Source organism: Noviherbaspirillum sp. (assembly GCF_035627455.1).
In the GTDB taxonomy this organism is placed as follows: Bacteria; Pseudomonadota; Gammaproteobacteria; order Burkholderiales; family Burkholderiaceae_D; genus Noviherbaspirillum.
Genome location: NZ_DASPLS010000101.1, coordinates 42,263 through 67,452 on the forward strand (window position 1 = coordinate 42,263; position 25,190 = coordinate 67,452).

The following is a 25,190-nucleotide window of genomic DNA, read 5'->3' on the forward strand; positions in this document are numbered from 1 at the left end:
GAACGGAACGGGGCAAGGGACCATTAGAGTGCCTTGCCTATAGATGCGTGTCAAATATATGATTCATTCCCAACTGATACGTATTTCATATGAACATTGAACTGCGACAACTGCGCTATTTCGTTGCCGTGGCCGAGGAAAACCACTTCGGCCGCGCGGCGGCCCGCCTGCACATGACGCAGCCGCCGCTGTCGCAGACGATCCAGGCGCTGGAGACGGCACTCGGCACGCCGCTGTTCCTGCGCACCAGGCGCAGCGTCGCGCTGACGCCGGCCGGCGCCGCCCTGCTGCCGGAAGCGCGCCGCATCCTGCACCAGGCCGAGGCGCTACCGGCACTGGCGCGCCGCGCGGCAACGGGCGAATCGGGCCTGCTGTCGCTGTCGTTCGTATCGACCGCCGACTACAGCGTGCTGCCGCCGCTGCTGCGCGAATTCCGGGAACGCTATCCGCAGGTGCAGATCGACCTGCGGGAAGCGACCACCGACGTGCAGCTGGATGACCTGATGCAGGGCCGTATCGATGCCGGCCTGCTGATTCCGCCATTGCACGACAAGGCGAAGGCGGAACTTGATTACCTGACCGTGCTGTCGGAGCCGCTGGTGCTGGCCGCGCCGCGCGGACTGAAGGCAGTGCGCGGCAAGGCGGCCGTCAGCCTGGAAGCGGTGGCCGACATGCCGCTCATCATCTTCCCCCGCCGCATCGCCCCCGCCTTTCACGATGCGATACTTGGCTGCTTCCGCGACGCCGGCTTGACGCCGCGCATCGGACAGGAAGCCATCCAGATGCAGACTATCGTCGGCCTGGTGTCGGCCGGCATGGGCATTGCACTTGTGCCACAATCCGTGTCGAATCTGAAGCGCCCGGGCGTCGACTACAAGCCTTTGTCGCAGCGCACCGCGGCTTTCGAAACCGGCCTGGCCTGGCGGCGCGACAACGTGTCGCCGGTGCTGCGCGCCTTCCTGGAACTCTTGCGAAAGAAACGATAGATGCTGACCCACCCTCTTCCCGATCCGATCGCTTTCACCCTCGGCCCGCTGTCGGTGCACTGGTACGGGCTCATGTACCTGGTCGCCTTCGCGCAGTTCCTGCTGCTGGGGCGGCTGCGCGTGCGCCAGCCGCACGTCGCGGCGGCCGGCTGGAAGGTCGAGGACCTGGACGACATGCTGTTCTACGGCGTGCTCGGCGTGGTGGTGGGCGGCAGGCTGGGGGAAGTGCTGTTCTATCATCCGGCCTACTACTTCTCGCATCCGCTGGAGATCTTCGCCGTCTGGAAGGGCGGGATGTCGTTCCATGGCGGCTTTCTCGGGGTGATGATCGCGATGGCGCTGTGGGGGCGCAAGAAGGGACGCCATATGTTCGAAGTGCTGGACTTCATCGCGCCGCTGGTGCCGCTCGGTTACGCGGCGGGGCGCATCGGCAATTTCATCAATGCCGAGCTGCCCGGCCGGACTGCCGATCCTTCGCTGCCCTGGGCAATGATCTGGCCGAACGTCGACAACCTGCCGCGCCATCCGTCTCCGTTCTACCAGGCGCTGGTGGATGGCGTGCTGCTGTTCATCGTGCTCTGGCTGTTTGCGCGGCATGCGCGTCCGATGATGGCGGTCAGCGGCGTGTTCGCGGTCGGCTATGGTTGCGCGCGCTTCTTTACCGAATATTTCCGCACGCCGGATTATGAAGTGGCGTTCGGCGCGGTGAGCATTTCGGCCGGGCAGATGCTGTCCTTGCCGATGGTGGCGCTCGGCATCGTGCTGCTGCTGCTGGCGTACAGAAGAAAAACCGCGCAGGCCTGACGCCGGCCATGCAGGCACGTCCTGCGCCGGCATTGAATATACAAGGGGAAACATGTCCGAAATCCGCGTTGCCATCGACGGCGCCGTCGCCGCGGTGACGCTCTCCAATCCGGGCAAGCTCAACGCCATCGACCTGTCGATGTGGCGTACGCTGGCCGACGTCTTCGCCGCGCTCGATGCGGACGACGCATTGCGCTGCGTGATCGTGACCGGCGCCGACGGCAACTTCGCGGCGGGTGCCGACATCGACGAATTCGCAAGCGTACGCAGCAACTTCGCACAGGGTTACGCCTACCACACGAAGGACATCGCCAGCGCGCTGGCAGCCATCGCCGCCTGCCGTCATCCGCTGGTGGCCGCGATCGACGGCGTCTGCGTGGGCGGCGGGCTGGAGATTGCCTGCGCCTGCGACCTGCGCATCGCCGGTCCGGGATCGCGCTTCGGCATTCCGATCAACCGCCTCGGCTTTCCGCTGGCGCCGGGAGAGTTGCAGGGCCTGCTGCAACTTGTCGGCAAGGCGGTGGCGCTCGAAATCCTGCTCGAAGGAAGGGTTTTCGGCGCCGCCGAAGCGAAGGAAAAAGGCTTGCTGCACCGGATCGCCGACGATCCGCTGGCCGAGGCCGGGCATGCGGCGCAGCGCATCGCCTGCGGGGCGCCGCTCGCCGCCCGCATGAACAAGCAGCTGGTGCGCCGCCTGAGCGTGCAGCCGCCGGCGCTGACCGAGGAAGAATTGCGCGCTGCCTTTGCCTTCCTCGACTCCGACGATTACCGCGAAGGCGTACGCGCCTTCATCGAAAAACGACAGCCCGATTTCAAAGGCCGTTAACACGATTCCCATGAATGCCAATCTCTACGCCCTGTTCGCCTCCCGCTTTCCGCAAGACCGCAGCGCCTGCTGCATCGAAACGCACGACGGCCTGTACTACACCTGGAACGACCTGGACCGCGCGACCGCAAAGATCGCCAACCTGCTGGCGGGCCTGAAGCTGCCGAGGGACGCGCGCATTGCAGTGCAGGTCGAGAAGTCTCCCGAAGCGCTGATGCTCTACCTCGCGACCATCCGTGCCGGCTACGTCTATCTGCCACTCAACACTGCCTATCGCGCAGCGGAGATCGAGTACTTCGTCACCAACGCGGAACCGGCGGTGGTGGTCTGTTCGCCGCAGAATTTCGGCTGGGTGTCGCAGATCGCCTTCAAGTCCGGCACAAAGCACGTCTTCACGCTGGGAGAAGACCGGCAGGGATCGCTGCTCCAGCGCGCCGCGCTGCAATCGAACAGCTTCGACACCGCGCACAGGGAGCCGGGCGAGCTTGCCGCCATCCTGTACACCTCCGGCACCACCGGCCGCAGCAAGGGCGCGATGCTCACCCACGACAACCTGGCTTCCAACGCGCTGGTGCTGCAGGAGTACTGGCGCTGGCAGCCGGGCGATGTGCTGCTGCATGCGCTGCCGCTGTTCCATGTGCACGGCCTGTTCGTCGCGTCGCACGGCGCCTTGTTGAACGGCAGCAAAATGATCTTCCTGCCGAAGTTCGACGCCGCCGAGGTCCTGCGCCGGCTGCCGCGCGCCACCGTCTTCATGGGTGTGCCGACCTACTATGTGCGGCTGCTGGCCGAACCCGGCTTCGGCAGGGAGGTGTGCGCCAATATGCGCCTGTTCGTCTCCGGCTCGGCGCCGCTGCTGATGGATACGTTCAATGAATTCCGGCGCCGCACCGGCCACACCATCCTCGAGCGCTACGGCATGAGCGAGACCACGATGCTGGTGTCGAATCCCTGCGACGGCGAACGCGTCGGCGGCACCGTCGGCCTGCCGCTGCCCGGCGTATCGGTGCGCGTGGTGAAAGGCGACGGCTCGCCCTGCCCGGCGGGCGAGGTCGGCGACATCCAGGTCAAGGGACCGAACGTGTTCCAGGGCTACTGGCACATGCCGGAGAAAACCGCAGAGGAATTCACCGCGGACGGGTACTTCAAGACCGGCGACGTCGGCCGCTTCGACGAACGGGGTTACCTGTCCATCGTCGGCCGCAGCAAGGACCTGATCATTTCCGGCGGCTACAACGTGTATCCGAAGGAAATCGAATCCTTCATCGACGAACTCGACGGCGTGGTCGAGTCGGCGGTGGTCGGCGTGCCGCATCCCGACTTCGGGGAAGCGGTGACCGCGGTGGTGGTGCTGAAGCCGGACGCACGGATTTCCGAGCCAGAAATCGTCGCCGCGCTCAAGTCCAGGATCGCCAATTTCAAGGTACCGAAGCGCGTGCTTTTCGTGCCGGAATTGCCTCGGAACACGATGGGCAAGGTACAGAAAAACCTGCTGCGCGAGCGCCTCGTCAATACGTGATTTCCCTAGCGACTACTGGTAAAAAATACTGCAACCGCAGTATCCATTTCCGCACGAATGAGTAGCAAGATGGTCTTGTACCGGAGCGCGGCTGCGCCCTCTCCCGCCTTGGCGGAAGGCGCTGCCGCCACTGGTGCACCTTGTGTTCCACGCCCTGGGTGCCGCCATGAACATGCTCTTCGCTCATCAGTCGTTCCCGGGGCAATACCTGCACCTCGCCCCGGCGTTGGCGCGGCGCGGCCATACCGTCATCGCACTCACCGTCGCGTCGACCGGGAGCAGCGTCCCGGGCGTGAAGATCGTGCGCTACCGCACGGGCGGCGCAAGCGCTCCGGCAGCCGGCCGGCAAACGCCTGAATTCGACACTGAAGTCCTGCTCGGGGAGCGGGCCGCGCATACCGCGTTACGCCTTCGCAGCCGCGGTTTTTCGCCCGACGTTATTTGCGTCCATCCAGGCTGGAGCGAGGCGTTGTTCCTCAAGGATGTGTGGCCAAGGGCGCGCCTGCTCAGCTACTGCGAGTTTTACCAGAGGCAGCATGGCGCGGAGCTGCATTTCGATCGCGAGTTCGGCACGGCCGGCGTGGAGCAGCAGACAAGGCAGCGCACCAGGAACGCGTGCAACCTGCTTTCGCTCGAAGCCGCGGACTGGGGCGTCAGCCCGACGCACTGGCAGCGCAGCCTTTTCCCGCAGTCGTCGCGCGCCCGCATCTCCGTCATCCATGACGGTATCGATACCGAACTGGCGCATCCCGATCCTCATGCACGGTTCCGCGTGGAGCAAGGCAATCTCGAACTCGCCTGCGGCGATGAAGTCGTTACCTTTGCCAGCCGCGACCTGAAACCCGAACGCGGCTTTCATGTATTCATGCGCGCCCTGCCGGAGCTGCTGGAGCTCAGGCCCGCGGCCCGGGTGCTGGTCGCCGGCCGCGACAACGGTTGCGCGACCTCGCGCGCGAGCTGGAAAAAGATCCTGCTGGACGAGCTTGACGGCAAGCTGGACATGTCGCGGGTGCACTTCGTCGGCGAATTGTCCCATTCAGACTTGCTGCGCCTGCTGCAGGTATCGGCCGCGCACGTCTATCTCACCTATCCCCTTGCGCTCTCCTGGTCGTTGCTGGAGGCGATGAGCAGCGGCTGCCTGGTCGTCGCATCCCGCACGCCGCCCGTGGAGGAGGTCGTCGAACGTGGACAAAACGGACTGCTCGTCGACTTCTTCAACTCCTCCGCCCTTGCCCGCACCGTCGCTTCCGTGCTCGCCGATCCGCGGGCGTACGCAGCACTGCGAAAGAATGCGCGCAGCCACATCATCGCAAACTACGACTTGCGCACGGTCTGCCTGCCCCGGCATATCGAGATGGTCGAATCTCTCGCGAGCAAGGACATGATCATTTCCAGCGGCTACAACGTCTATCCCGAAGAAATCGAGTGCATCATCGACGAGATCGACGGCGTCGTCGAGTCGGCGGTGGTTGGCGTACCTCATCCGGATGGCGGCGAAGCGGTGACGGCGGTGATTGTGCCCAAGCCCGGGGTTCACTTGTCCGAACAGGAAGTCGTGACGGCACTCAAACCGAAGGTGGCGAACTTCATGGTGCCGCGTCATATTTTCTTCGTGCCCGAGCTGCCGCGCGATACCGCCGGCGCGGTGCAAAAAAACCTGCTGCGCGCACGCTACACCGGCGCCTGAGAGGCCTTCCGGGTTGCGATTTCAAAATACTGCATAAGCAGTATTTTTTTTGTTCACAGCGGGGAGCAATATGAAACTGCGCTGGTAAAGGGGAGCTTGTCGCGTCGCAGAGCCGGCAGACGGCGCCCCGCCAACGCACCATTGCTTTCTTGCCGCAGGCGCCGGATCATGACCATCCTATTCTTTCACCAGGCGTTCCCGGGACAATACCTGCATCTGGCCGCCGCTGCGGCAGCACGCGGGCACCAGTTAGTGGCGTTGAGCACGCCGCCTGCGGGCCATGACGTATCCGGCATCGAAGTGAACTGGTACCGGCCTGGACAGGTCGCCCTGCAGGAAAGCCGGGCAGCCGACGCCGATCCTGATACAGGCAAAGTGCAGACAGAACACGCCTCGCACGCCGCGTTTGGACTGCGCGCCGGCGGTTTCACGCCCGACCTTATTTGTACCCATGCCGGCACCGAAGAAGGCACTTTTCTCAAGAACGTGTGGCCCGACGCCCGGCTTCTCAATTACGCCGAGTTCTACTACCACGCCCTTCACGCGGTGCGCCCATGAACGTACTCTTCGTTCACCGGGCCTTCCCAGGTCCCTATCACAACCTGGCACCGGCGCTGGCCGCCCGCGGCCACTGCGTACTGGCGCTGACGATGGCGCCGGTCGAATCCGGCAGGTATGGCGTAAAGATCATCCGCTACGGGATGCGGTGCAGCGGCGCAGCCGGTGTCCACCCGTGGGCGGCGGGGTTCGAAACCGAGGTCCTGCATGGCGAGCGGGTGGCATTCGTCGCCCTGAAGCTGCGCGCCGACGGCTTCATGCCTGACGTGATCTGCGTTCATCCGGAATGGGGAGAAGCATTGTTCCTCAAGGATGTCTGGCGCGACGCAAAACAGGTTAACTACTGCGAGGTTTATCACCGCGCGCACGGCGCCGAAGCCGGCTTTGATCCCGAGTTTTCCACGTTGGACGTCGCCACCAGCGCGCGCCTGCGAGCCAGGAATGCATGCAACCTGCTGTCACTGGAAGCTTCGGACCTCGGAATCAGCCCGACGTACTGGCAGCGTGCATTGTTTCCCGATTGGGCGCAGGCCCGCATCGCCGTAATTCATCACGGAATCGATACCGACCTGGTGCGCCCCGACCCACAGGGAAGTTTCAGACCGGCGCGATTCGACCGCACTTTCTTCCCCGGTGACGAAATTGTCACCTTCGTCAACCGGGACCTCTGCCCGCAACGCGGCTATCATGTCTTCATGCGCGCCTTGCCGGCGTTGCTGCGCTTGCGGCCGGCGGCACGGGTGGTGATCGTGGGCGGCAACGGCAACCGGAGCGACGCGGCGCCGCCCCGGGGCCGCACCTGGAAGGATATCTTTTTCGAGGAAGTCAGAAGCAGCATCGACCGTACCCGCGTTCATTTTCTCGGTCGCGTTCCGCACCTCTTCCTGCTGCAGCTACTGCAAGTCTCCGCCGCGCATGTCCATCTCGCGTATCCCCGCCCGGTCTCCGCTTCCTTGCTGGAGGCGATGAGCGCCGGTTGCCTGGTGATCGGCGCGCGTACCCCCCCGGTCGAGGAAGTCATCGACCATGAAAGAAACGGGCTGCTGGTGGATTTCTTCGATACCGCGGAGCTGGCGCGCACAATCGCCGCGGTGCTGGACGACCAGGACGCATTTCTGCCGCTGCGCATGACCGCGCGCGCCGACGTCGTTGCGAAGTACGACCTGCACCGGGTCTGCCTTCCGCAGCAAGTCGCATTCATCGAGTCGCTGCAGCCGCAGGCATTGCCACCGCCGCCGCATTTTTCGCGCCTGGATGTTGCGACGGCACAGGGGCCGACACCGGTTGCACAACATTTCTGCCATCCTGAAATCGCGGGCGATGTCCTTGCCCCGGGAGCGCGGGGCGGCGGGTAGCAGATCCGCTGCAGAGACGCGCATCCTTGTGGCCGGGCCGGCCTGCATGCGGACAAATACTGCAAACGCGGTATTCATTTTTCCCGGCAGCGCATCGACGATTTCTTGCGGACAGACGGGATGATCGAGCCGAAGGCCGGACGTCCTGCGCCACATCCTTTCCTGTCGCCGCATGTCGCGGCGTCGCAATAGCAGTATCACGCTAACCTGAAGGAGGCCTGCCATGAATCACCGGACTGCCGGCGACTGGACCGACGTCGCTTATCCCTATAGTTATACGGTCGAGATGAATCCGGTGCGGCTGCGCCTCGCTTTCCTGAAAGCCGGGCTGACGCCGCCTCCTTGTGCCACTGCGTGCGAACTCGGATTCGGCCAGGGTGTCAGCGTCAATATCCATGCGGCAGCCACCTCGGGCCAGTGGTACGGCACCGACTTCAATCCCGCGCATGCAGCCGTTGCCGGTGAACTGGCGGCCGCATCGGGCGCAGGTGCGCGCCTGTTCGATGAAAGCTTCGCCGATTTTTGCCGTCGTCCCGATCTGCCGGAATTCGATTACATCGCCCTGCATGGCGTGTGGAGCTGGATTTCGGATCGAGACCGCGCAGGCATCGTCGATTTCGTCCGGCGCAAACTGAGGCCGGGCGGCGTTTTATACGTCAGCTATAACACGCTTCCGGGATGTGCTTCCATGCTTCCGGTCCGGGAAATGCTGTTCGAGCATGTCGAACAGATGAACGTCGCGGGGCAGAGCCTGGTTTCGAAGATCGACGCGGCGATCGACTTTGCGGATAAGCTGCTGGCCGCCGATCCCGCCTACCTGCGCGCGCACCCGCAGGCGGCCGAGCGGATCAAGTCCCTCAAGGAATCGAACCGCAGCTATCTCGCCCACGAGTACTTCACCCGCCACTGGCAGCCGACCACCTTTGCCCGCACCTCGCGCTGGCTGGCGGGCGCACGGATGAACTTCGCCTGTTCCGCCTCCTATTTCGATCACGTGCCGGGCCTCGGTCTTACGTCCGAGCAGAGAAAGGTTTTGCGCGACATCCCCGATCCGCTGTTCATGCAGACAGTCTGGGATCTGATGGTGAATCGCCAGTTCCGCGCCGACTACTGGACAAAGGGCGCGAGGCGGCTCGGCCAGGCGCAACAGCTGGAGGAATTGCGGAAGCAGCGCGTGGTTCTCACCTTCCCGGCTGCCGACATCCCTGCGATCACGCTTTCCACGCCACTGGGAACCGTACAAGTACCGGATGAGGTCGTGCGTCCGGTGTTCGATGTGCTGGCCGATCATGAGCCGAGAACGCTGGAGCAGATCGAGCAGGCGGTTGCCGGCAAGGACATCAGTTTCCAGAAACTGGTCGACACCGTCATGCTGCTGATCAGCACCAATTTGCTCTCGCCCGCGCAGGAAGAAAGCGCAGTGGAACAGGCGAGGCGGCATACCGACAAGCTGAACGCGGCGCTGTGCGGCGACGGCGGCGCGCAGCGCGACATCGACTTCCTGGCCAGCCCGCTCATCGGCGGCGGATTTCCGGTACACCGCTTTTCCAAGTTGTTCCTGCATGCAGCCGGCGAGGGCTTGTCGCAGCCGGAGGAACTGGCGTCGTTCGTGTGGAAGATTCTCGATGCGCAGGGAGAGCGGCTGATCAAGGATGGCGCCGCGATCGACGATGAAGCAGGCGCCGTCGCGGAGCTTGCGCGTCTTGCAGCCCATTTCACGGACAAGCAGCTGCCGCTGTTGCGTGCGCTGCGCGTCGCCTAGCGATGCGGCTTTTCGGGGCGCCTCATGAATATCCTGTTCGTCCACCAATCCTTTCCCGGGCAGTACCGTCATCTCGCCCCGGCCCTGGCAGCGCGCGGCCACCAGGTCGCGGCGCTGACGATGGGCGCGAAGCCGGCGGCGCAGCCTGGCGTGAACGTGGTCCGCTACACCGTCCGCCGCGGCAATGCGCCGGGCATGCATCCCTGGGCGGCGGAATTCGAAACCAAGGTCCTGCGCGGCGAGAGCGCGGCATTCGCTTCCCTCAAGCTGGGAACCGAGGGCTTCAAGCCGGATGTCATATGCGCCCATCCGGGCTGGGGCGAGGCCTTGTTTCTCAAGGACGTGTGGCCCGACGCGCGCTTGCTGACCTACTGCGAGTTCTATTACCGGGCATACGGGGCCGACATGAACTTCGACCCGGAATTCGCCACGCCCGGCACCGGCGCGGATGCACGGATCCGGGCCAAGAATGCGGGCAACCTGCTGTCGCTCGAAGCGACCGACTGGGGTATCAGTCCCACGCATTGGCAGCGCAGTCTTTTCCCTGAATGGGCACAGTCCCGCATCTCCGTCATTCACGACGGCATCGATACCAGTCTCGCGCGCCCGGATCCGCGCGCGCGCCTGCAACTGGAGGAATTCGGCCTGGACCTGCGCCACGGCGATGAAGTCGTCACCTTCGTCAACCGCAACCTGGAGCCGCAGCGCGGCTGTCACGTGTTCATGCGTGCGCTGCCCGAACTGCTGCGCCGGCGCCCGAAGGCGCAGGTGTTGATTGTCGGCGGCGACAAGCAGGGGTACGGCGCGCCGCCCCCCGCCGGGCGTACCTGGAAAGAAGTTTTCCTGGACGAAGTTCGTGCCGATATCGATCTCGCGCGCGTGCACTTCCTGGGAACGGTTCCCTATCCGGTATTTCTGCGCCTGCTGCAGGTCTCTGCCGCGCATGTCTATCTCACCTACCCCTTCGTGCTTTCCTGGTCGGCGCTGGAGGCGATGAGCAGCGGCTGCCTGGTCATCGGTTCGCGTACCGGACCAGTCGAAGAGGTCATCGACGATGGACGGAACGGCTTGCTGGTCGACTTCTTCGACCCGCAAGCGCTGGCATGCACCATCGCTGACGCACTTGCCGACCCGGGCGCCTGCCTGCCGCTGCGCGAACGGGCGCGCGCCGACGCGCTCGCGAAATATGATCTGCACGGCGTCTGCCTGCCCCGGCAGGTCGCTCTGGTGGAGGCGCTGGCGGAGCAGGTGCCGCCTGCGCTACCCGTCGCCGCGCCATTCCAGACACCCGGCGTCACCACCTGCTGACCGGCTGCCGGGCGTACCCGCTCCCCCGCCGGAATCGCCACCGCCCGTGCACATCCGGTATCGCGTGCGAGAACCAAGCGGACGTGCAGAAAAATACTGTACCGGCAGTATTAATTTCATCATTGAAAAGCGGCAATATGGGGCCATTTTTAAGGCAGTAATGCAGAAAAGCTGGCTCCATTCGCTTCTTTCCCGGATACCTGCCATGCACTGCAGTGGTCGTCCCATTGTGCCCGACATGATAGCCAGGACAAGCAGAGACGAAAAAGGACCTTTCATGCCGATTCAGCATTGAGCAAGCCCAATGCCGGCATGACGGTGAACCACTGAACGTAGTTCAGGAGCGGGAACCATGAAGTGAGCGGGAGAGCGGCTGTGAGTGCCTGGTATTCGATTTGATGGCGCGATATCGACCAGTTGCGCCGCTTCCTTTCCGGCAGCATGCTCGCGCCCCTGATCGACGCATTCACTGCGCCGTTGTACGCCGCAGCCGTATTCACGTTCTCCTGCTCGCGGCCTGCCGCAGGCCGAACCGCAGCGAATCGCGCTGGCGCGTGCGCTCTACGGCAACCGGAGCATGATCGTGCTTGACGAACCCGATGCACACCAGGACGAGGCCGGAGAAGACGCACCGGCCCTCGTACTGCTCGACCTGCGCGCATTCGGCAAGACGGTGGTCGTAATTGCGCGCCGGCTCAGCTGCCTCCACGCGGCTGGAAAGGTTTTGCTGCTGTCGTAGAATGCATACTCGATGAGCGCGGGCGACCGGATTCTGCAGGCACCGGGCAGTGTCCGCCTGCCGCCGGAAGGCGGCACGCCCACGGTCAGCGCTTTATACTTCGGTAAGAAAGAAATGGCATTGCGAGCCGGCAGAATGCCTCTGCCGGTCCCTGTGAAAAACAATCGCAAATTTTTGCCGAATAGCAATGCTAAACCTATAGCAACGTATATACTGTTTTCTTAAGAGGCCGGTTTCACCAACCATAAATTACATACGGCCCAAGCACCGGCGGCGGCACAGCCCTCCGTTCCGACGGCGCAATGCTCCAATGTGCGGACAACATGCAACCTATAACGACCAGGCTTCTGATCGCGGAAGACCACGCGCTCGTGCGCGAAGGCCTGAAGCTGTTATTGTCGACCGTCCCGGGAATTGAGGTGGTCGGCGAAACCGGCGAGGGCCGCGCCGTGGAACAGCTGATCGCCGCGACCAAGCCGGATATTCTCCTGCTTGACCTGACGCTGCCCGGACTGAGCGGCATCGAAATCGCGGCCAGGATCCGGGCGAACCAGATTGCGCTCAAGATCATCGTCCTGACCGGTAACATTTCACGCGAAACGGTGCAGAAGGCGCTTTCGGTAGGCGCCAACGGCTACGTGGTCAAGCATGAGGACAGCGCCGAGCTGCTCAACGCGATTGAGGCCGTGATGGCCGGGAAGCGCTATGTCAGCAGTTGTATTGCGGGTGCGTTCGAGCCGGCCGTCGCCGGCGGAACCACGTACCGCATCTCGCCGCGGGAAAGCCAGATCCTGCGCTTGATTGCACACGGGCTGGGGAATCATGAAATTGCCGAAACCCTGCATATCAGCGTGCTGACGGTGCGGACCCACCGCCAGAACCTGATGGAAAAGCTGGGCCTGCATAATGCTGCCGAGATTACCGCTTTTGCGATCAAGTACGGCGTCTATGACGGCTGAGATCGCCTGAATCGGGGGCCACGACAACCGCCGCCGCCACTGTGCCCGGCAAGATGCGCTACGCGTCCGGGGAATGCACCGCGAGCCGCAGCTCGTCGGGCTCGATCGGCTTTTGAAGCAGGCGTAGTCCGCTGGCCGCAATTTCCCGCATGCTCTCGACCGCAATATCGCCGCTGACGATGACAGCCGGGATAGAGCGCCCGGTTTGCTTGCGTACAGCATGGATGGCTTGTACGCCCGTGACGTCATTGGCCAGACGGAAATCGGAAAGTATCCGGTCGAACGTCTCCGTGCGCGCTGCCTTCAGCGCCGACGCGAGGTCGCCGACCGCAACCACGTCATGCCCCCATTCCGCAAGCAGCGACGCCGTCGCGTGCAGCACCACCGGGTCGTCATCGATCACGAGAATCCGCAGGCATTCTGGCGCGATCAGGAGTTCGCTCACCGGTTGCACCGCCGGCGCGGCGCAGCGCGGCAGCGTCACGGCAAACATCGAGCCGCGTCCGGGCAGCGAGCGCACCCTGACTGGCGCGCCGAGCAACTGCGCCGACCGCCGTACAATGGCAAGACCGAGACCCATGCCCTGGTCATGCTCCGGTTCGCGGCCCTGGTGCGCGACCCGGTAAAAATCCTCAAAGATCCGGCCCTGGTGATCCTCAGCAATGCCGACGCCGGTATCCCAGACCTGGATTTCGACTGACTCGCCACGTCGACGGCACGCAACCAGCACACCGCCCCGGGTCGTATAACGGAGGGCATTGGAGATCAGATTCCACAAGATACGCCTGAGAAAGATCGGGTCGGTCAGCACGTATTCCGACGTGCGGCGCACGACAAAGCGCGACCCCTTGCGCGCCGCAACTTCCATGAACTTGTCGTTCAAGCCCTCGAACTCATCCATCACCGCCACCGGACCGATCTTCGGCTTGAGCACGCCCGCATCGAGATGAGAGGTATCGAGAATCGCGTGAAGCAGTTGCCCGAGATGCTTGACCGACGCTTGCAGGCGCTCGGAAATGTCGGCCACGTCGGACGGGGAGATCTGCGGGCGGCGGGCGATGTTGCGCAGCGCCGCGCCGAACAGGCCGAGCGCATGGATAGGTTGTCGCAGGTCGTGACTGGCGGCCGCGAGGAAGCGTGACTTGTCCCTGGTGGCGGCCTCGGCGCGTTCCTTTTCTTCGGTCAGCTGGCGCACCAGTTCCGTGTTCTCGAAACCCAGAATGATCGACTTGCGCAGGGTCCGATGGGCGTTGAGGCAGTTGCCGAAGCTAACCGCGAAGAAAAGCAGCCCGAGTATGCCGATCGCAGAATAAACGCCACCGTGCACAAACAACTCGTATTCGATCGCCACGGCGACCGGCAGCGCGAACGCCAGATATGCGCGAAGGTGGGGTGCCAGCGTACCGACGGCGTTGCTGGTCAATGCCGCGGGCACGATGGACAGCAACACCGTCAGGAACAGGTCGGACGGATTGAAGAACAGTACAGCGAGCAGGCTCCATACGAACCCGGCCACGCCGGCAAGAACGGTATAGGCGAGGCCCCATGGCCCGACCTCCTCGTGCTTCGGTTTTCGCAGCATGAACACCAGGACCAGACCTATCCGCACCAGTGTGACGAGAAGGCTCAACGAGACCCAGAGCCACAAGCGGTTATCCGGGACGCGGCCATGCAAGACTGCTGCCAGGAGAATGCAAGCCACGATCGAGCTGAACAGCATGGGTGGCGCCACCCGATACAACAGGTTGATCAGTTCCGCCTTCACGAGCGGATGGTCTGGGTGCGGGGAAGGTGAAAAACCGGGGAGCATACGCAGCTTCGTTCTAACAGTTCCTGTCTACCGCCGCATGGACACATGCAAGCATGTGATCATTACGCTCGCAAATTTGCAATATGTCAATACAACGGAACGAATGATCCGCGCTGCGTGGAAGGATCGCGACAGCGGCCGCGGTTAACCGAACGCCTTGTAGAACATGTATGCTGCCAGTGAATACAACATCACCGCGAAAACCTTCTTCAGCGACTTCACCGGCAGGCTGTGCGCGGTCTTCGCTCCGAGCGGGGCAGTGCTTACGCTGGCGAGCGAAATCACGAGCAGCGCCGGCACGTAGATGAAGCCGAGCGATCCGGGCGGCAGCCCCGGTGTCTGCATCCCATAATAGATGTTCGACAGCGTGCCGGCCAGTGCAATCGGAAAGCCGAGCGCGGCGCTGGTGGCGACCGCGGTATGGATGGGTACGTTACACCATGCCATGAACGGCACCGAGATGAAGCCGCCGCCGGCGCCGACCAGCCCGGACAGCACCCCTATCCCGCTACCGGCGCCGAACATGCCGGCCGCCTTAGGCAGGTTGCGATGCGGGGCGGGCTTCTTATCGAGCAGCATCTGCGTGGCGGAGAACGCGACGAACACGCCGAAGAAGGCGGCGAGCGTGGTGGAGTCCATCTGCTTGCCGATCCACGGACCGATCCACGATCCGAGCAGGATGCCCGGCACCAGCAGCTTCACGATATGCCAGCCGACCGCGCCGCGCTTGTGGTGCGCGCGTACCGACGACATCGAGGTAAACATGATGGTGGCAAGCGAGGTAGCGATCGCCATATGGACGGTGTAGTCGCTCGGGAAGTTCTTGGCGGTAAGGATCATCGTCATGAACGGCACCAGCAGCATGCCGCCGCCGATGCCAAGCAGGCCTGCTGCGAATCCGACCGCGGCGCCCAGCGCCAGCAGTCCCGCGACCAGGGAGAGATCCATCCGGTGTTTCCTATGGTTTTTTCTTGATGTGAAGCATGATACACCGCCACTCGGCGGGCGTGACCGGCGTGATGGACAAGCGATTGCCACGGCGCAGAAGCTGCATGTCAGCCAGCTCCGTGATGGCGCGCATTTCGGGCAGCGTCATCAGGCGCGTCTTTTCGACGGCGCGCACGTCGACCAGCATCCAGCGCGGATTCTCGCGCGTGGACTTGGGATCGTAGTATTGGCTTTCAGGGTCGAACTGGGTGTCGTCGGGATACGGGGTACTGGCCACTTCGGCGATACCGGCGATGCCGGGGTCGTCGCAACTGGAGTGATAAAACAGCACGCCGTCGCCCACACGCATTGCATCTCGCATGAAGTTGCGCGCCTGGTAGTTGCGCACGCCAAACCACGGCACGGTCTGGCGGGGAGCGGCCAGCGCATCGTCAATGCTTACTTCGTCCGGTTCGGACTTCATCAACCAGTACTGCATGCATCCCTGTCGATCTGAGAGTGAGCGCCTGCGCCGCACGCGAATGCGGCGCGCATAAAAAAGCGGCTGCACGAATGCAGCCGCTTTGGTATTCAGTCCCGCCTGTGCCGTCTTTGCCGGCATCCCGAACCTTACGGTTCAAGGTGGTCACAGTTAGTTCAATTTCGGGTTCATCGGACTAGCGACGAAGCACGCCCATCGAACAAAATTCCGCAACCTATGCTCATAAATGGTTCAAGGAATATATGGCAATCGCGAACACGGCAGGAGACTTTAGAGTATCCGCAATCTCTCCTTGTGTCAAAGACTTTGCGGAAATTTCCGGCTTCTTTTCTTGCTTCAGAAAAGGTTTTCCTGAGGTGCAAGAGCAGCGTCGAGCACCGTGTGCATCGTCGCGATCTTTTGCTTGACTTCAGAGAGCGTCATGCCGGAGAACGGGCCTTCCTCGGTCTTCATCGACAGCAATTCCGCGGCGATCCCGAGTGCCGCCATCACGGCGATGCGGTCATTGCCCTTGACCTTGCCCGCGTCACGGATGTTGCACATGCGGTCGTCAAGGTATTGCACCGCCTGCTTCAGCGTCTCTTCTTCGCCTTCCCTGCAGGCAAGACGATAAGCCTGCCCCATGATGGTGACGTCGAGCTGAATCATGCGACCTCCTCGTTCTGCCCGCCGGGAATCTTGTCGAGCAGCGCGGACACGCGGGTATAGGCTTCCTCGATCCGTCTCGCCAGGTCCGCGTTTTCCGCCGACAGCGACGCCAGCGACAGGCGCAGGTCGGCGTTTTCCCGGCGCAGCGACTGCGCCAGCTCGGCGAGCTTGACGATTTTTTCGGAAAGTTGATGAAAATCGGAAATCATGCCGTCACTATAGTAGCCCAAAGGAATTTCCGTCAATAGATTCAATTACTTGGGGATGTTTTTTGAAGACAGCTCTCATGCATCCTCGCTTCGGCCCCACACCCGGAAATCACGACGCTTGATGTTGGCCACTTGCATCTGCGCAGCCGAGTCAATACAATCGCGCGTAATGGGGCGGTAGCTCAGCTGGGAGAGCGTCGCGTTCGCAATGCGAAGGTCGGGAGTTCGATCCTCCTCCGCTCCACCAATCTTCAATACCGGCCTGATCCCACCTCGTCACAAGCGCCGCCGTCACCTGGCCGGGACAGCTTTTACAGGACTTCCCTCCGCATGTTCGCCATCCTGTTGCTTGCCGCAGGCCATGGCCGCCGGTTCCGTGCAGCTGGCGGCGATGGCTGCAAGCTGCTTGCCGAAACCGGCGATTCCTCTACTGTACTGCTTCGTGCCTATGATGTATTGGCCGTAACGAACTGGCCAATCCACGTCGTCACCGGAGCATTTGACAAGGAAATCCGGCAGGCATTGCTCGGCCGTGACGCAAATTTCATCTGCAATCCAGACGGCGGATCAGGACTGGGCAGCACCATCGCATGCGGCGTGAAGGCCACGCCGGAAGCCGACGGCTGGCTGGTCGCCCTCGGCGACATGCCGTTCATCCGCGCCGACACCATCCTGCGCGTTGCCCGCAGGCTGGAGGACGGCGCCGCGCTTGTTTTCCCTGCATACAAGGGGAAACGAGGTCATCCCGTCGGTTTTTCCCGCCGTTTTTATCGCGACCTGCTGGCCCTCGACGGCGATGCCGGTGCGCGGCGCATACTCGACGCGCATCCGGACGCCTGCATTGCCACTGACGTCGATGACGCCGGCGTGCTGCGCGACGTCGATCTTCCATCCGACTTGCATGAGGGCACTGGTGGCGTGCCACAGCAAATTTGACCCATCTCGAGCCGACCGTTATTCTTCTCACGGGCAATAGCACAATCCTGCGCACGCCTGCACTGCAAGAAAACTGCCTGCTGGCGATAATAGCCGGACTGGCCGCCCTGCACGCGCTGATCCCCGCTCGCGCGGAAGACCCGGAGAACACATGTTTAAAAACCTGAGCATCCCGAAGAAGTTGTACGCCGGATTCGGCACGATTGTCATCATCCTGCTGGCTCTTCTTTTTACGAGTTACAACAACTTCACCAATCTGCTGGATGCGAACAGGCTGGACCGGCACACCCTCGGGGTATTGCTGACGAGCCATGCGATCGAAACCGAGCTGCTCGACATACAGGCGGAATACCGGGGCTTCCTGCTGACTGGAAACGAAGGTTTCATGGGACGCCTGGTCAGCAACGAAGAGAGCATGAAGAAACGCTTTCAGCAATTGAAAGAGTTGACGGCGGATAACGCCGCCCAGCAGGACCGCATAAAGCGCGTTGAACTCCTGGTCAATGCATGGCTCAGTGAAACCGTCCGTCCGCTGATGGAGAAACGGCGCGCACTGGCAAAGGCGCCGGACGCGGCGTCGCAGATCGCGCGGGAGGTGGCGCTGGTCGAAGGCATGAAGCGGGTGAGCGCGGCGCATGATCTGCTGGAGGAATTCAAGAGCGAGGAAGACCGGCTGCTGGTCGCGCGCGAAAAAAATGCGGTGTCGATGAGCAAGAACATGCTGATGGTCCTGTCGGTCGGCGGCATCGTATCGGTGGCCGCGGCGATTGGCATCGCGCTGCTGCTGTCGCGCGCGGTACTGCGACCGCTGACGAACCTGACCGGCACTATCAGCCAGCTTGCAGCCGGAAACCAGTCCGCCCGCGCGGAAGTCCTGAGCAAGGATGAACTCGGCAAGGTCACCGAAGAGGTCAATCGCATGGCAGAGGCACTTCAGGAAAGCCAGAGGCGGGAACAGGCGCAGGTGGACGATCTCAGGAGCAAGGTCGACTCCCTGCTGATGGTCGTGTCGCGCGCCGCGGCCGGCGACCTCACCGGCAGGGTCGCGGTCAGCGGCAGCGATGCGATCGGACGGCTCGGCGAAGGCCTGGCAGCGATGTTCGACAATCTGCGCACCCTGGTCAATCGCGTGCAGAAGGCCGGCATCCAGGTTGCCACGTCCACCACCGAGATCGCGGCGTCGGCAAAGCAGCAGGAAGCGACCGGCGTGGAGCAGGCGCAGACCAGCGTGGAAGTGTTGAGCACGACCAAGGAAATTTCGGCCAACACCGCGCAGCTGCTGAAGGCGATGGAAGAAGTGACGCATGTCGCCGAGTACACCACCTCGGCCACCACCGATGCCCAGTCCAATCTGCGACGGATGGACGCGACGATGCAGCGCATGGTGACGGCGACCGACACGATCAACGCCAAGCTCGCCGCACTATCGGAAAAGGCAAGCAACATCAACAATGTGCTGACCACGATCACCAAGGTGGCGGACCAGACCAACATCCTGTCGTTGAACGCGGCGATCGAGGCGGAAAAGGCCGGTGAAGCCGGCCGCGGGTTCTCCGTCGTCGCGACCGAGATCCGGCGGCTGGCCGACCAGACCTCGGTGGCGACCTGGGACATCGAGCAGATGCTCAAGGAAATGCAGTCGGCAGTGTCCGCCAGCGTGATGGGCATGGACAAGTTTTCCGACGAGATCCGCCGCAGCGTCGGCGAAGTGAGCCAGGTCGGCGAGCAGCTTTCCAGCGTGATCGAGCAGGTGCGCAACCTGACGCCGCGCTTCGACATGGTGCTTGAAGGCATGCAGTCGCAGGCGATCGGCGCCTCGCAGATCACCGAGACGATGACGCAGCTGAACGAGGCGACGCAGCAGGCGGTCGACGCGCTCAAGGCCACCAGCGAGGCGGTGCAGCAGCTGCAGTATGCCGCCCAGGACCTGCAGGCAGGGGTGTCCAGCTTCGCGGTCAACATGTAACCATGCAGTTCCTGGTCTTCCATCTCGGCGACGATCGCTACGGGCTGCACACCCGGACGGTGGTCCGCGTGCTGCCGCTGATGGAGCTCAAGCACATCCCGCAGGCGCCGCAATACGTAGCCGGCCTGATGAACCTGCACGGGGAACCGGTGCCGGTGATCGACCTGTGCATGCTGGCCTGCGGCACTGCCTGCACCCGGCAATACGATACGCGCATCGTGCTGGTCGACTACCGTGCGGCCAGCGGCCGGCAGCGCAAGCTCGGCCTGGCGGTGGAAAGGGTGACGGGCATCGAGCGCCACGAGGCCGCGGAATTTTCCGAAAGCGGCATCCTGAACGCCGACGCCCCCTACCTTGGCCAGGTCGGCGCCGCCGGCCGGGCGCTCCTGCAACTGGTCAACGTCGACTACCTGCTGACCGACCAGGTGCGCTCCCTTCTCTTTCCCGATCCGGCGGCGGCGAACCCATGAAGAACCCGCATATCCACCTGTTGCTGCAGCGGGCGACCGGCCTGACCCTGTCGCCCGGGAACGTGGACAACGCGGTGAAGCGCCGCATGAAACAACTCGGCACCGATGACCACCGCCGTTACCTGGCGATCGCGGCCGCGAGCAAGGAAGAACTGGATGCGCTGATCGACCTCGTTGTCGTGCCCGAGACCTGGTTCTTCCGTGATGCCGACGCCTTTGCCGCCGCAAGCGAGTTTATCGTCAAGCGCCTCGCCGCCGGCCAGCAGCAGGTGCGCGTCCTGAGCGTGCCATGCGCAAGCGGCGAGGAACCTTACTCTGTCGCAATTGCGCTGCTGGAAGCGGGAATCGCGCCGGAGCGCGTTGCCATCACGGGCATCGATGTGAGCCCGCAGGCGATCAGGAAGGCAGTGGGTGCCGTTTACCAGCGCAACGCGTTCCGCGGCAGGGACAGCGGTTTTCGCGAGCGGTATTTCAGGAAGACGGACGAAGGCTATGCGCTGCGCGAGGATATCCGGCGGCAGGTGCGCTTCCAGTGCGCCAACCTGCTGGCGCTGGACGAGCCCGCGGGAGGACAGGCTTTCGATATCGTGTTCTGCCGCAACCTGCTGATCTACTTTGATGAACAGGCGCAGGCAACCGCGATCCGCAAGCTGGGCCTGCTGCTCAAGGATGACGGGATGCTGTTTTCGGGCTATGCGGAAACCGCTGCGTATTGCCGGCATGGCTACACGCTGGCGCCGTACGCGAAGGCTTTCGCGCTCCGGAAAAAACTGGCGCCGCCGCCGGCGCCTCCGTTGGCGCTCCCGTCCCGGCGCCCGAAACCTTCAACCCGTCGGCAACCGGAGCGCGTCCCCGGCCGCGCTATGCCGCCTGTACCGGCGAGAACGGAAGCGTCTTTTCCGTCCGGGGCCGATGATAATACGGGCGCGCTGCTGGAACAGGCCCGCAGAATGGCCGACCGTGGTACGGCAGCCGAGGCGCGTGCCGCCTATCAGGCCTTGCTGCGGCAGGCGCCGGATTCTGCGGAAGCCTACTTCATGCTGGGCCTCTTGAGCGAGCAGCATGACGAGCGCGAAGCGGAAGAATGCCTGCGCCGGGCTGTCTACCTCGACCCGGACCATTACGAAGCCTTGTGCCACCTTGCGCTGCTTGCCGAGCGCCGGGGCAACGCCGCGGCGGCGCGCAGCTTCCGGCAGCGCGCCGGCCGGGTATATGAGCGCCAGTCCGGAGAACGGATCCAATAAATGATGAACTCCACCCCGTCATCGCCTGCCATCGTCGACTGCTGGAACCACACCGGCGTGCGGGGCGACCGCAGCTGCGAAAAGCTGGCTGAACACATGCATTGCCGTAATTGCGATGCCTACGCCGCGGCCGCGGGCGCGATCGTGCAGCGCGCGCTCCCTCCTGAATACCAGCGCGAGTGGGCGGACTACTTCGCCCGGCAGGAATCGGAACAGATCGAGCGCAACCGCGCCGCTCTGGTGTTCCGTGTCGGCAGCGAGTGGCTGGCGCTTCCCGCCCGCCTGGCGGCAACCGTCGCGGAAGTCGCGCGGCCGCATACGCTGCCGCGCCGCCGCGGGGGCGCGCTGGCCGGCATCGTCAATGTCAGGGGCCGGCTCTATCCCTGCCTGTCCCTGGCCAGCCTGCTGGGAATCGACGCTGCCGCAACCGTCACGCCCGTCGGCCGCCGGATCTATCCGCGCCTGCTGGTGATGCAGTTCGGACAGCAGCAGCTCGCGCTGCCGGTGGACGATTTATACGGCATCCATCATTACGCGGAGCGCGATGTGGAAGATGTCCCGTCCACGGTCGGCATGGCAATGCACCGCTACCTGACCGGGGTACTGCGAATCGACGACATGCGGGTAGGCTGCCTTGACGAAGAGCTGCTGGGCTACCAGCTGGCGGGAGCGCTGAAGTGAGCGGCGGCAACGGAAACAAGGATTACAGCGGCCTGTCGTTGCTGGAACTGTTTCGCAACGAGGCGGAAACCCAGGTGCAGGTGCTGAACACCGGTTTGCTCGCGCTCGACCGAAACGCTCGCGACCTTGCGGCCATCGAACCTCTGATGCGCGCGGCGCATTCGCTCAAGGGGGCGGCGCGCATCGTCAATCTCGACGACGTGGAGCGGCTCGCGCACGCGATGGAGGATTGCTTCGTGGCCGCGCAGAAGGGCAAGCTGCACCTTGGCAAGGCACGCATAGACCGCCTGCTCGCAGGCGTGGACTTGATCGGCAGGATTTCGGCGCTCGACGAGCAGGCGGCTCCGGCATGGCTGGATGCGAACCGCCTGCACATCGGCGAAGTGCTGATCGGCGTGTACGATGCTGCCGACCCGGACAAGCTCGCCGATGACGCATTGGCAGAGGAAACACCTGCCGCCGTTCCGCCGCCGCCGAGGGTCGAGGAAGCGGCAGAGGCGCCGGCGCCGGCGTCACGCGACGAGCAGGTGCTGAAGGTCAATGTGCGCAATTTTGACCGTTTGCTGTCGCTCGCGAGCGAAGCGCGCGTGGCGGCGCATGCGCTCGAGCCTTACCTGCAATCGCTGCAGCGCTTCAAGAAGATGCAGCATGAAATGCTTGCGGCGCTGGAGCAGCTGCACCAGGAGCTGAGTGCGGCGCCGTTGGACGAAGCGCTGCGCGAACGGCTCCTTTTCGTTCATGGCAAAAGCGCGCCGCTGAAACAAGTCCTGGGCGACCGCATCGATGAACTCGAAACCTTCGAACGCCGGCTGCTGGCGGGCTCGCAGGAAATGCTCGATGAAGTGCTGACCCTGAGGATGCGCCCGTTCCGCGACGGTGTGCACGCATTGCCGCGCATGGTGCGCGACCTGGCGCGCAGTCTCGGCAAGGAAGTGCGGCTGGTGGTCGCAGGCGAGGATACGCTGGTTGACCGCGACATCCTGGCGCGCATCGAAAGCCCGCTAAACCATATCCTGCGCAACGCCGTCGATCACGGCATGGAGTCGCCGGAAGAGCGCAGCCGGGCGGGCAAGCCGGCCGAGGGCACGATCATGCTGGAAGCACGGCACAGCGCCGGCATGCTGGCCATTCGCGTGAGCGACGACGGCCGCGGGGTCGACATCGACAGGATCCGCAGCAAGATCGTCGAAAGAAAAATGGCCAGTACCCAGATGGCAGGTTCGATGAGCATGGCCGAACTGCTCGACTTCCTGTTCCTGCCTGCCTTCAGCCTGAAGGATAGCGCGAGCGAAGTGTCCGGGCGCGGCGTCGGGCTCGACGTGGTCCAGGCGACGGTGCGCGAACTCAACGGCTCCGTGCGGCTGGAGTCCGATCCCGGCAAGGGCTTCCGGACCTTCATCACGCTGCCGGTATCGCAATCCGTCGTGCGCGCCGTGGTGACCGAGATCGCCGGGGAAGCGTATGCGGTGCCGATCACCAAGATCGAGCGCGTGATGCATCTGGAGCCGGGCGAGATCCGCACGCTGGAGGACCGGCAGTTCTTTTCGCTCGGCAGCGAGCACATCGGCCTGGTTTCCGCTGCCCAGCTGCTGGAGCTTGGTGATACTGCCGCGTCCGACCGGCTCGCCGTGCTGTTGATCGGCGGCGCCCAGCGCCGCTATGCGCTGGTGGTGGACCGGATCATCGGAGAGCAGAACCTGGCGGTGCAGCCGCTTGAGCCGATATTCGGCAAGATGCGCGACATTTCGTCAGCCGCGTTGCTAGACGACGGCACGCCGGTGCTGATCCTCGATATCGCTGACATGCTCGTGAGCATCGAAAAGATGCTCAGCGAGGGCGGCCTGAAGCGATTGCAAAAGGTCATCGGGGAAGCGGCCACAAAAACCAAGCGCATCCTCGTCGTCGACGATTCGCTCACGGTGCGGGAAATGGAGCGCAAGCTGCTGTCGGCGAGCGGGTTCGACGTCGATGTCGCGGTCGACGGCATGGACGGCTGGAATGCGGTGCGCAGCTCGGACTACGATCTGGTCGTGACCGACGTCGACATGCCGCGCATGGATGGCATCGAACTGGTGACGCTGATCAAGAAGGATAGCCGCCTGCACAACCTTCCGGTGATGATCGTATCTTACAAGGACAGGCCGGAAGACCGGGCACGCGGCATCACTGCAGGCGCGGACTACTACCTCACCAAGGGCAGCTTCCATGACGAGACCCTGCTGGAAGCGGTGTTTGACCTGATCGGGACGGCGACGGATGAAGATAGCAATCGTCAATGATGTGGCGGTGATTGCCGAGGCCCTGCGTCGGGTGATCGTCAATACGGCGGAGCATCAGGTGGCCTGGGTGGCGCGCAACGGTTCGGAGGCGCTGAAATTGTGCGCCGAGAACCGGCCGGACCTGATCCTGATGGACTTGATCATGCCGGACCTGGACGGCGTCGAAACCACGAGACTGATCATGGAGCGGTCTCCGTGCGCGATCCTGATCGTTACCGCGTCGCCGGAAGACAATACGAACCTGGTGTTCCGCGCGCTTGGCGCCGGTGCGCTCGATGTGACGGCAACACCTGTCCTGGCGGGCAACGCCGCATCGGACTCAGCGCTGCTGACGAAGATCCGGACCATCGGCAAGCTGATTGCCGCCGACAGTGCCGCCGCCGTTAACGGCACGACAGCGCCGGTACAGCACGGCACGGCATCGGCCGAGGTGGACACCTTGGTGGCGATCGGCGCTTCGACAGGCGGGCCCAACGCTCTGGCCAAGGTTCTGGGGGAATGGAAGCCGGCCGCGAATTGCACGGTCGTCATCGTGCAGCACATCGACCGCGCGTTTACCGACAGCTTCGGGAAATGGCTGTCCAGCCAGATCGATTTTCCTGTCGATATGATCGACGAAGGCAGCCGATTGCTGCCGGGCCGCATCATGGTCGCGAAGTCGAATGACCATCTGGTGCTCGGCAACAAGCACCGGATGCACTACACCGAGAAGCCGCTCAACTATCCTTATCGCCCATCGGTTGACGTCTTCTTCCATTGCATCGCACAGCACTGGCAGAAAACCGCTGTCGGCGTCCTGCTGACAGGCATGGGTCGCGACGGCGCACACGGCTTGCTGGCGATGCGCCGGGCCGGCAAGCTCACCATTGCGCAGGACCAGGCGACAAGTGCGGTCTACGGCATGCCACGCGCGGCCGCCGCGCTGGATGCCGCCGAAATGATTTTGCCTGTGGAAACAATTGGTGCGATACTGAAAAAGCGTACCGGCCAAGCTTCCTGAACGGGGGCAAGTCCA

25 protein-coding genes, 1 tRNA gene and 1 other RNA gene are annotated in these 25,190 nt (G+C 63.4%); 20 read left to right on the forward strand and 7 right to left on the reverse strand.

Annotated elements, in window-relative coordinates:
• The first annotated feature begins 89 nt into the window (after positions 1-89).
• The 9 genes from VEC01_RS19625 (at position 90) to VEC01_RS19665 (ending at position 10,805) form a co-directional block, all read left to right on the forward strand.
• Positions 90-986: a LysR substrate-binding domain-containing protein gene (locus VEC01_RS19625; protein WP_324902606.1), complete on the forward strand. Its 897-nt coding sequence runs from the start codon at positions 90-92 to the stop codon at positions 984-986.
• Positions 987-1,790, forward strand: a complete 804-nt coding sequence (lgt, locus tag VEC01_RS19630; protein ID WP_324902607.1) for a prolipoprotein diacylglyceryl transferase — start codon at positions 987-989, stop codon at positions 1,788-1,790.
• Positions 1,791-1,842: 52 nt separating this feature from the next.
• Entirely contained in the window at positions 1,843-2,616 is a 774-nt protein-coding gene (locus VEC01_RS19635) for an enoyl-CoA hydratase/isomerase family protein (RefSeq protein ID WP_324902608.1), read from the forward strand.
• Between the two features lie 10 nt (positions 2,617-2,626).
• A complete protein-coding gene (locus VEC01_RS19640; protein WP_324902609.1) occupies positions 2,627-4,135 on the forward strand; it encodes a malonyl-CoA synthase in 1,509 nt (502 codons plus the stop codon).
• Between the two features lie 166 nt (positions 4,136-4,301).
• Positions 4,302-5,822: a glycosyltransferase gene (locus tag VEC01_RS19645; RefSeq protein WP_324902610.1), complete on the forward strand. Its 1,521-nt coding sequence runs from the start codon at positions 4,302-4,304 to the stop codon at positions 5,820-5,822.
• A 168-nt stretch (positions 5,823-5,990) separates the two neighbouring features.
• The gene (locus VEC01_RS19650; RefSeq protein WP_324902611.1) at positions 5,991-6,380 is read left to right on the forward strand and encodes a hypothetical protein; all 390 of its coding nucleotides are present in this window, start codon (positions 5,991-5,993) and stop codon (positions 6,378-6,380) included.
• Entirely contained in the window at positions 6,377-7,735 is a 1,359-nt protein-coding gene (locus VEC01_RS19655; RefSeq protein ID WP_324902612.1) for a glycosyltransferase, read from the forward strand. Before VEC01_RS19650 ends, VEC01_RS19655 begins: the two co-directional genes overlap by 4 nt.
• Positions 7,736-7,958: 223 nt before the next feature.
• On the forward strand, positions 7,959-9,497 hold the full coding sequence (locus VEC01_RS19660) for a class I SAM-dependent methyltransferase (RefSeq protein ID WP_324902613.1): 1,539 nt from the start codon (positions 7,959-7,961) through the stop codon (positions 9,495-9,497).
• Between the two features lie 24 nt (positions 9,498-9,521).
• Positions 9,522-10,805, forward strand: a complete 1,284-nt coding sequence (locus tag VEC01_RS19665; protein ID WP_324902614.1) for a glycosyltransferase family 4 protein — start codon at positions 9,522-9,524, stop codon at positions 10,803-10,805.
• A gap of 275 nt (positions 10,806-11,080) precedes the next feature.
• On the opposite strand, the gene VEC01_RS19670 is transcribed toward VEC01_RS19665, so the two are convergent.
• Positions 11,081-11,305, reverse strand: coding sequence for a hypothetical protein (locus tag VEC01_RS19670; protein WP_324902615.1), 225 nt, complete (start codon positions 11,303-11,305; stop codon positions 11,081-11,083).
• 83 nt (positions 11,306-11,388) lie between these two features.
• Here VEC01_RS19670 and VEC01_RS19675 point away from each other — a divergent pair, with 83 nt between their 5' ends.
• The gene (locus tag VEC01_RS19675; RefSeq protein WP_324902616.1) at positions 11,389-11,544 is read left to right on the forward strand and encodes a hypothetical protein; all 156 of its coding nucleotides are present in this window, start codon (positions 11,389-11,391) and stop codon (positions 11,542-11,544) included.
• Positions 11,545-11,867: 323 nt separating this feature from the next.
• The gene (locus VEC01_RS19680; protein ID WP_324902617.1) at positions 11,868-12,503 is read left to right on the forward strand and encodes a response regulator transcription factor; all 636 of its coding nucleotides are present in this window, start codon (positions 11,868-11,870) and stop codon (positions 12,501-12,503) included.
• A 58-nt stretch (positions 12,504-12,561) separates the two neighbouring features.
• On the opposite strand, the gene VEC01_RS19685 is transcribed toward VEC01_RS19680, so the two are convergent.
• From VEC01_RS19685 to VEC01_RS19710, 6 genes are all read right to left on the reverse strand, one after another.
• Positions 12,562-14,268 carry an ATP-binding protein gene (locus tag VEC01_RS19685; RefSeq protein WP_324902618.1) on the reverse strand — a complete coding sequence of 569 codons (1,707 nt, stop codon included), beginning with the start codon at positions 14,266-14,268 and terminating at the stop codon, positions 12,562-12,564.
• Between the two features lie 189 nt (positions 14,269-14,457).
• Positions 14,458-15,261, reverse strand: coding sequence for a sulfite exporter TauE/SafE family protein (locus VEC01_RS19690; protein WP_324902619.1), 804 nt, complete (start codon positions 15,259-15,261; stop codon positions 14,458-14,460).
• Positions 15,262-15,271: 10 nt separating this feature from the next.
• Positions 15,272-15,739 carry an EVE domain-containing protein gene (locus VEC01_RS19695; protein WP_324902620.1) on the reverse strand — a complete coding sequence of 156 codons (468 nt, stop codon included), beginning with the start codon at positions 15,737-15,739 and terminating at the stop codon, positions 15,272-15,274.
• 91 nt (positions 15,740-15,830) lie between these two features.
• Positions 15,831-16,012: non-coding RNA, 6S RNA (gene ssrS, locus VEC01_RS19700), on the reverse strand.
• 66 nt (positions 16,013-16,078) lie between these two features.
• Complete coding sequence (locus tag VEC01_RS19705; protein ID WP_324902621.1) at positions 16,079-16,390, reverse strand: cell division protein ZapA; 312 nt, start codon at positions 16,388-16,390, stop codon at positions 16,079-16,081.
• Positions 16,387-16,620 carry a DUF904 domain-containing protein gene (locus VEC01_RS19710; RefSeq protein WP_414691476.1) on the reverse strand — a complete coding sequence of 78 codons (234 nt, stop codon included), beginning with the start codon at positions 16,618-16,620 and terminating at the stop codon, positions 16,387-16,389. Before VEC01_RS19710 ends, VEC01_RS19705 begins: the two co-directional genes overlap by 4 nt.
• Before the next feature lie 150 nt (positions 16,621-16,770).
• Between VEC01_RS19710 and VEC01_RS19715 the strand changes: the two genes are divergently transcribed.
• The 9 genes from VEC01_RS19715 (at position 16,771) to cheB (ending at position 25,175) form a co-directional block, all read left to right on the forward strand.
• Positions 16,771-16,846, forward strand: a tRNA-Ala gene (locus VEC01_RS19715).
• 83 nt (positions 16,847-16,929) lie between these two features.
• Positions 16,930-17,535: a nucleotidyltransferase family protein gene (locus tag VEC01_RS19720; RefSeq protein WP_324902622.1), complete on the forward strand. Its 606-nt coding sequence runs from the start codon at positions 16,930-16,932 to the stop codon at positions 17,533-17,535.
• Positions 17,532-17,702: a hypothetical protein gene (locus VEC01_RS19725; RefSeq protein WP_324902623.1), complete on the forward strand. Its 171-nt coding sequence runs from the start codon at positions 17,532-17,534 to the stop codon at positions 17,700-17,702. The genes VEC01_RS19720 and VEC01_RS19725 overlap by 4 nt, the downstream gene beginning before the upstream one ends.
• On the forward strand, positions 17,687-19,501 hold the full coding sequence (locus VEC01_RS19730; RefSeq protein WP_324902624.1) for a methyl-accepting chemotaxis protein: 1,815 nt from the start codon (positions 17,687-17,689) through the stop codon (positions 19,499-19,501). The genes VEC01_RS19725 and VEC01_RS19730 overlap by 16 nt, the downstream gene beginning before the upstream one ends.
• 2 nt (positions 19,502-19,503) lie before the next feature.
• Positions 19,504-19,971: a chemotaxis protein CheW gene (locus tag VEC01_RS19735; protein WP_324902625.1), complete on the forward strand. Its 468-nt coding sequence runs from the start codon at positions 19,504-19,506 to the stop codon at positions 19,969-19,971.
• Positions 19,968-21,215 (forward strand): CheR family methyltransferase, encoded by a 1,248-nt coding sequence (locus VEC01_RS19740; RefSeq protein ID WP_324902626.1) that lies wholly within the window; start codon positions 19,968-19,970, stop codon positions 21,213-21,215. Before VEC01_RS19735 ends, VEC01_RS19740 begins: the two co-directional genes overlap by 4 nt.
• Positions 21,216-21,896: a chemotaxis protein CheW gene (locus VEC01_RS19745; RefSeq protein ID WP_324902627.1), complete on the forward strand. Its 681-nt coding sequence runs from the start codon at positions 21,216-21,218 to the stop codon at positions 21,894-21,896.
• Positions 21,893-24,175, forward strand: coding sequence for a hybrid sensor histidine kinase/response regulator (locus VEC01_RS19750; RefSeq protein ID WP_324902628.1), 2,283 nt, complete (start codon positions 21,893-21,895; stop codon positions 24,173-24,175). Before VEC01_RS19745 ends, VEC01_RS19750 begins: the two co-directional genes overlap by 4 nt.
• On the forward strand, positions 24,153-25,175 hold the full coding sequence (gene cheB, locus VEC01_RS19755) for a chemotaxis-specific protein-glutamate methyltransferase CheB (protein WP_324902629.1): 1,023 nt from the start codon (positions 24,153-24,155) through the stop codon (positions 25,173-25,175). The genes VEC01_RS19750 and cheB overlap by 23 nt, the downstream gene beginning before the upstream one ends.
• Positions 25,176-25,190 lie beyond the last annotated feature (15 nt).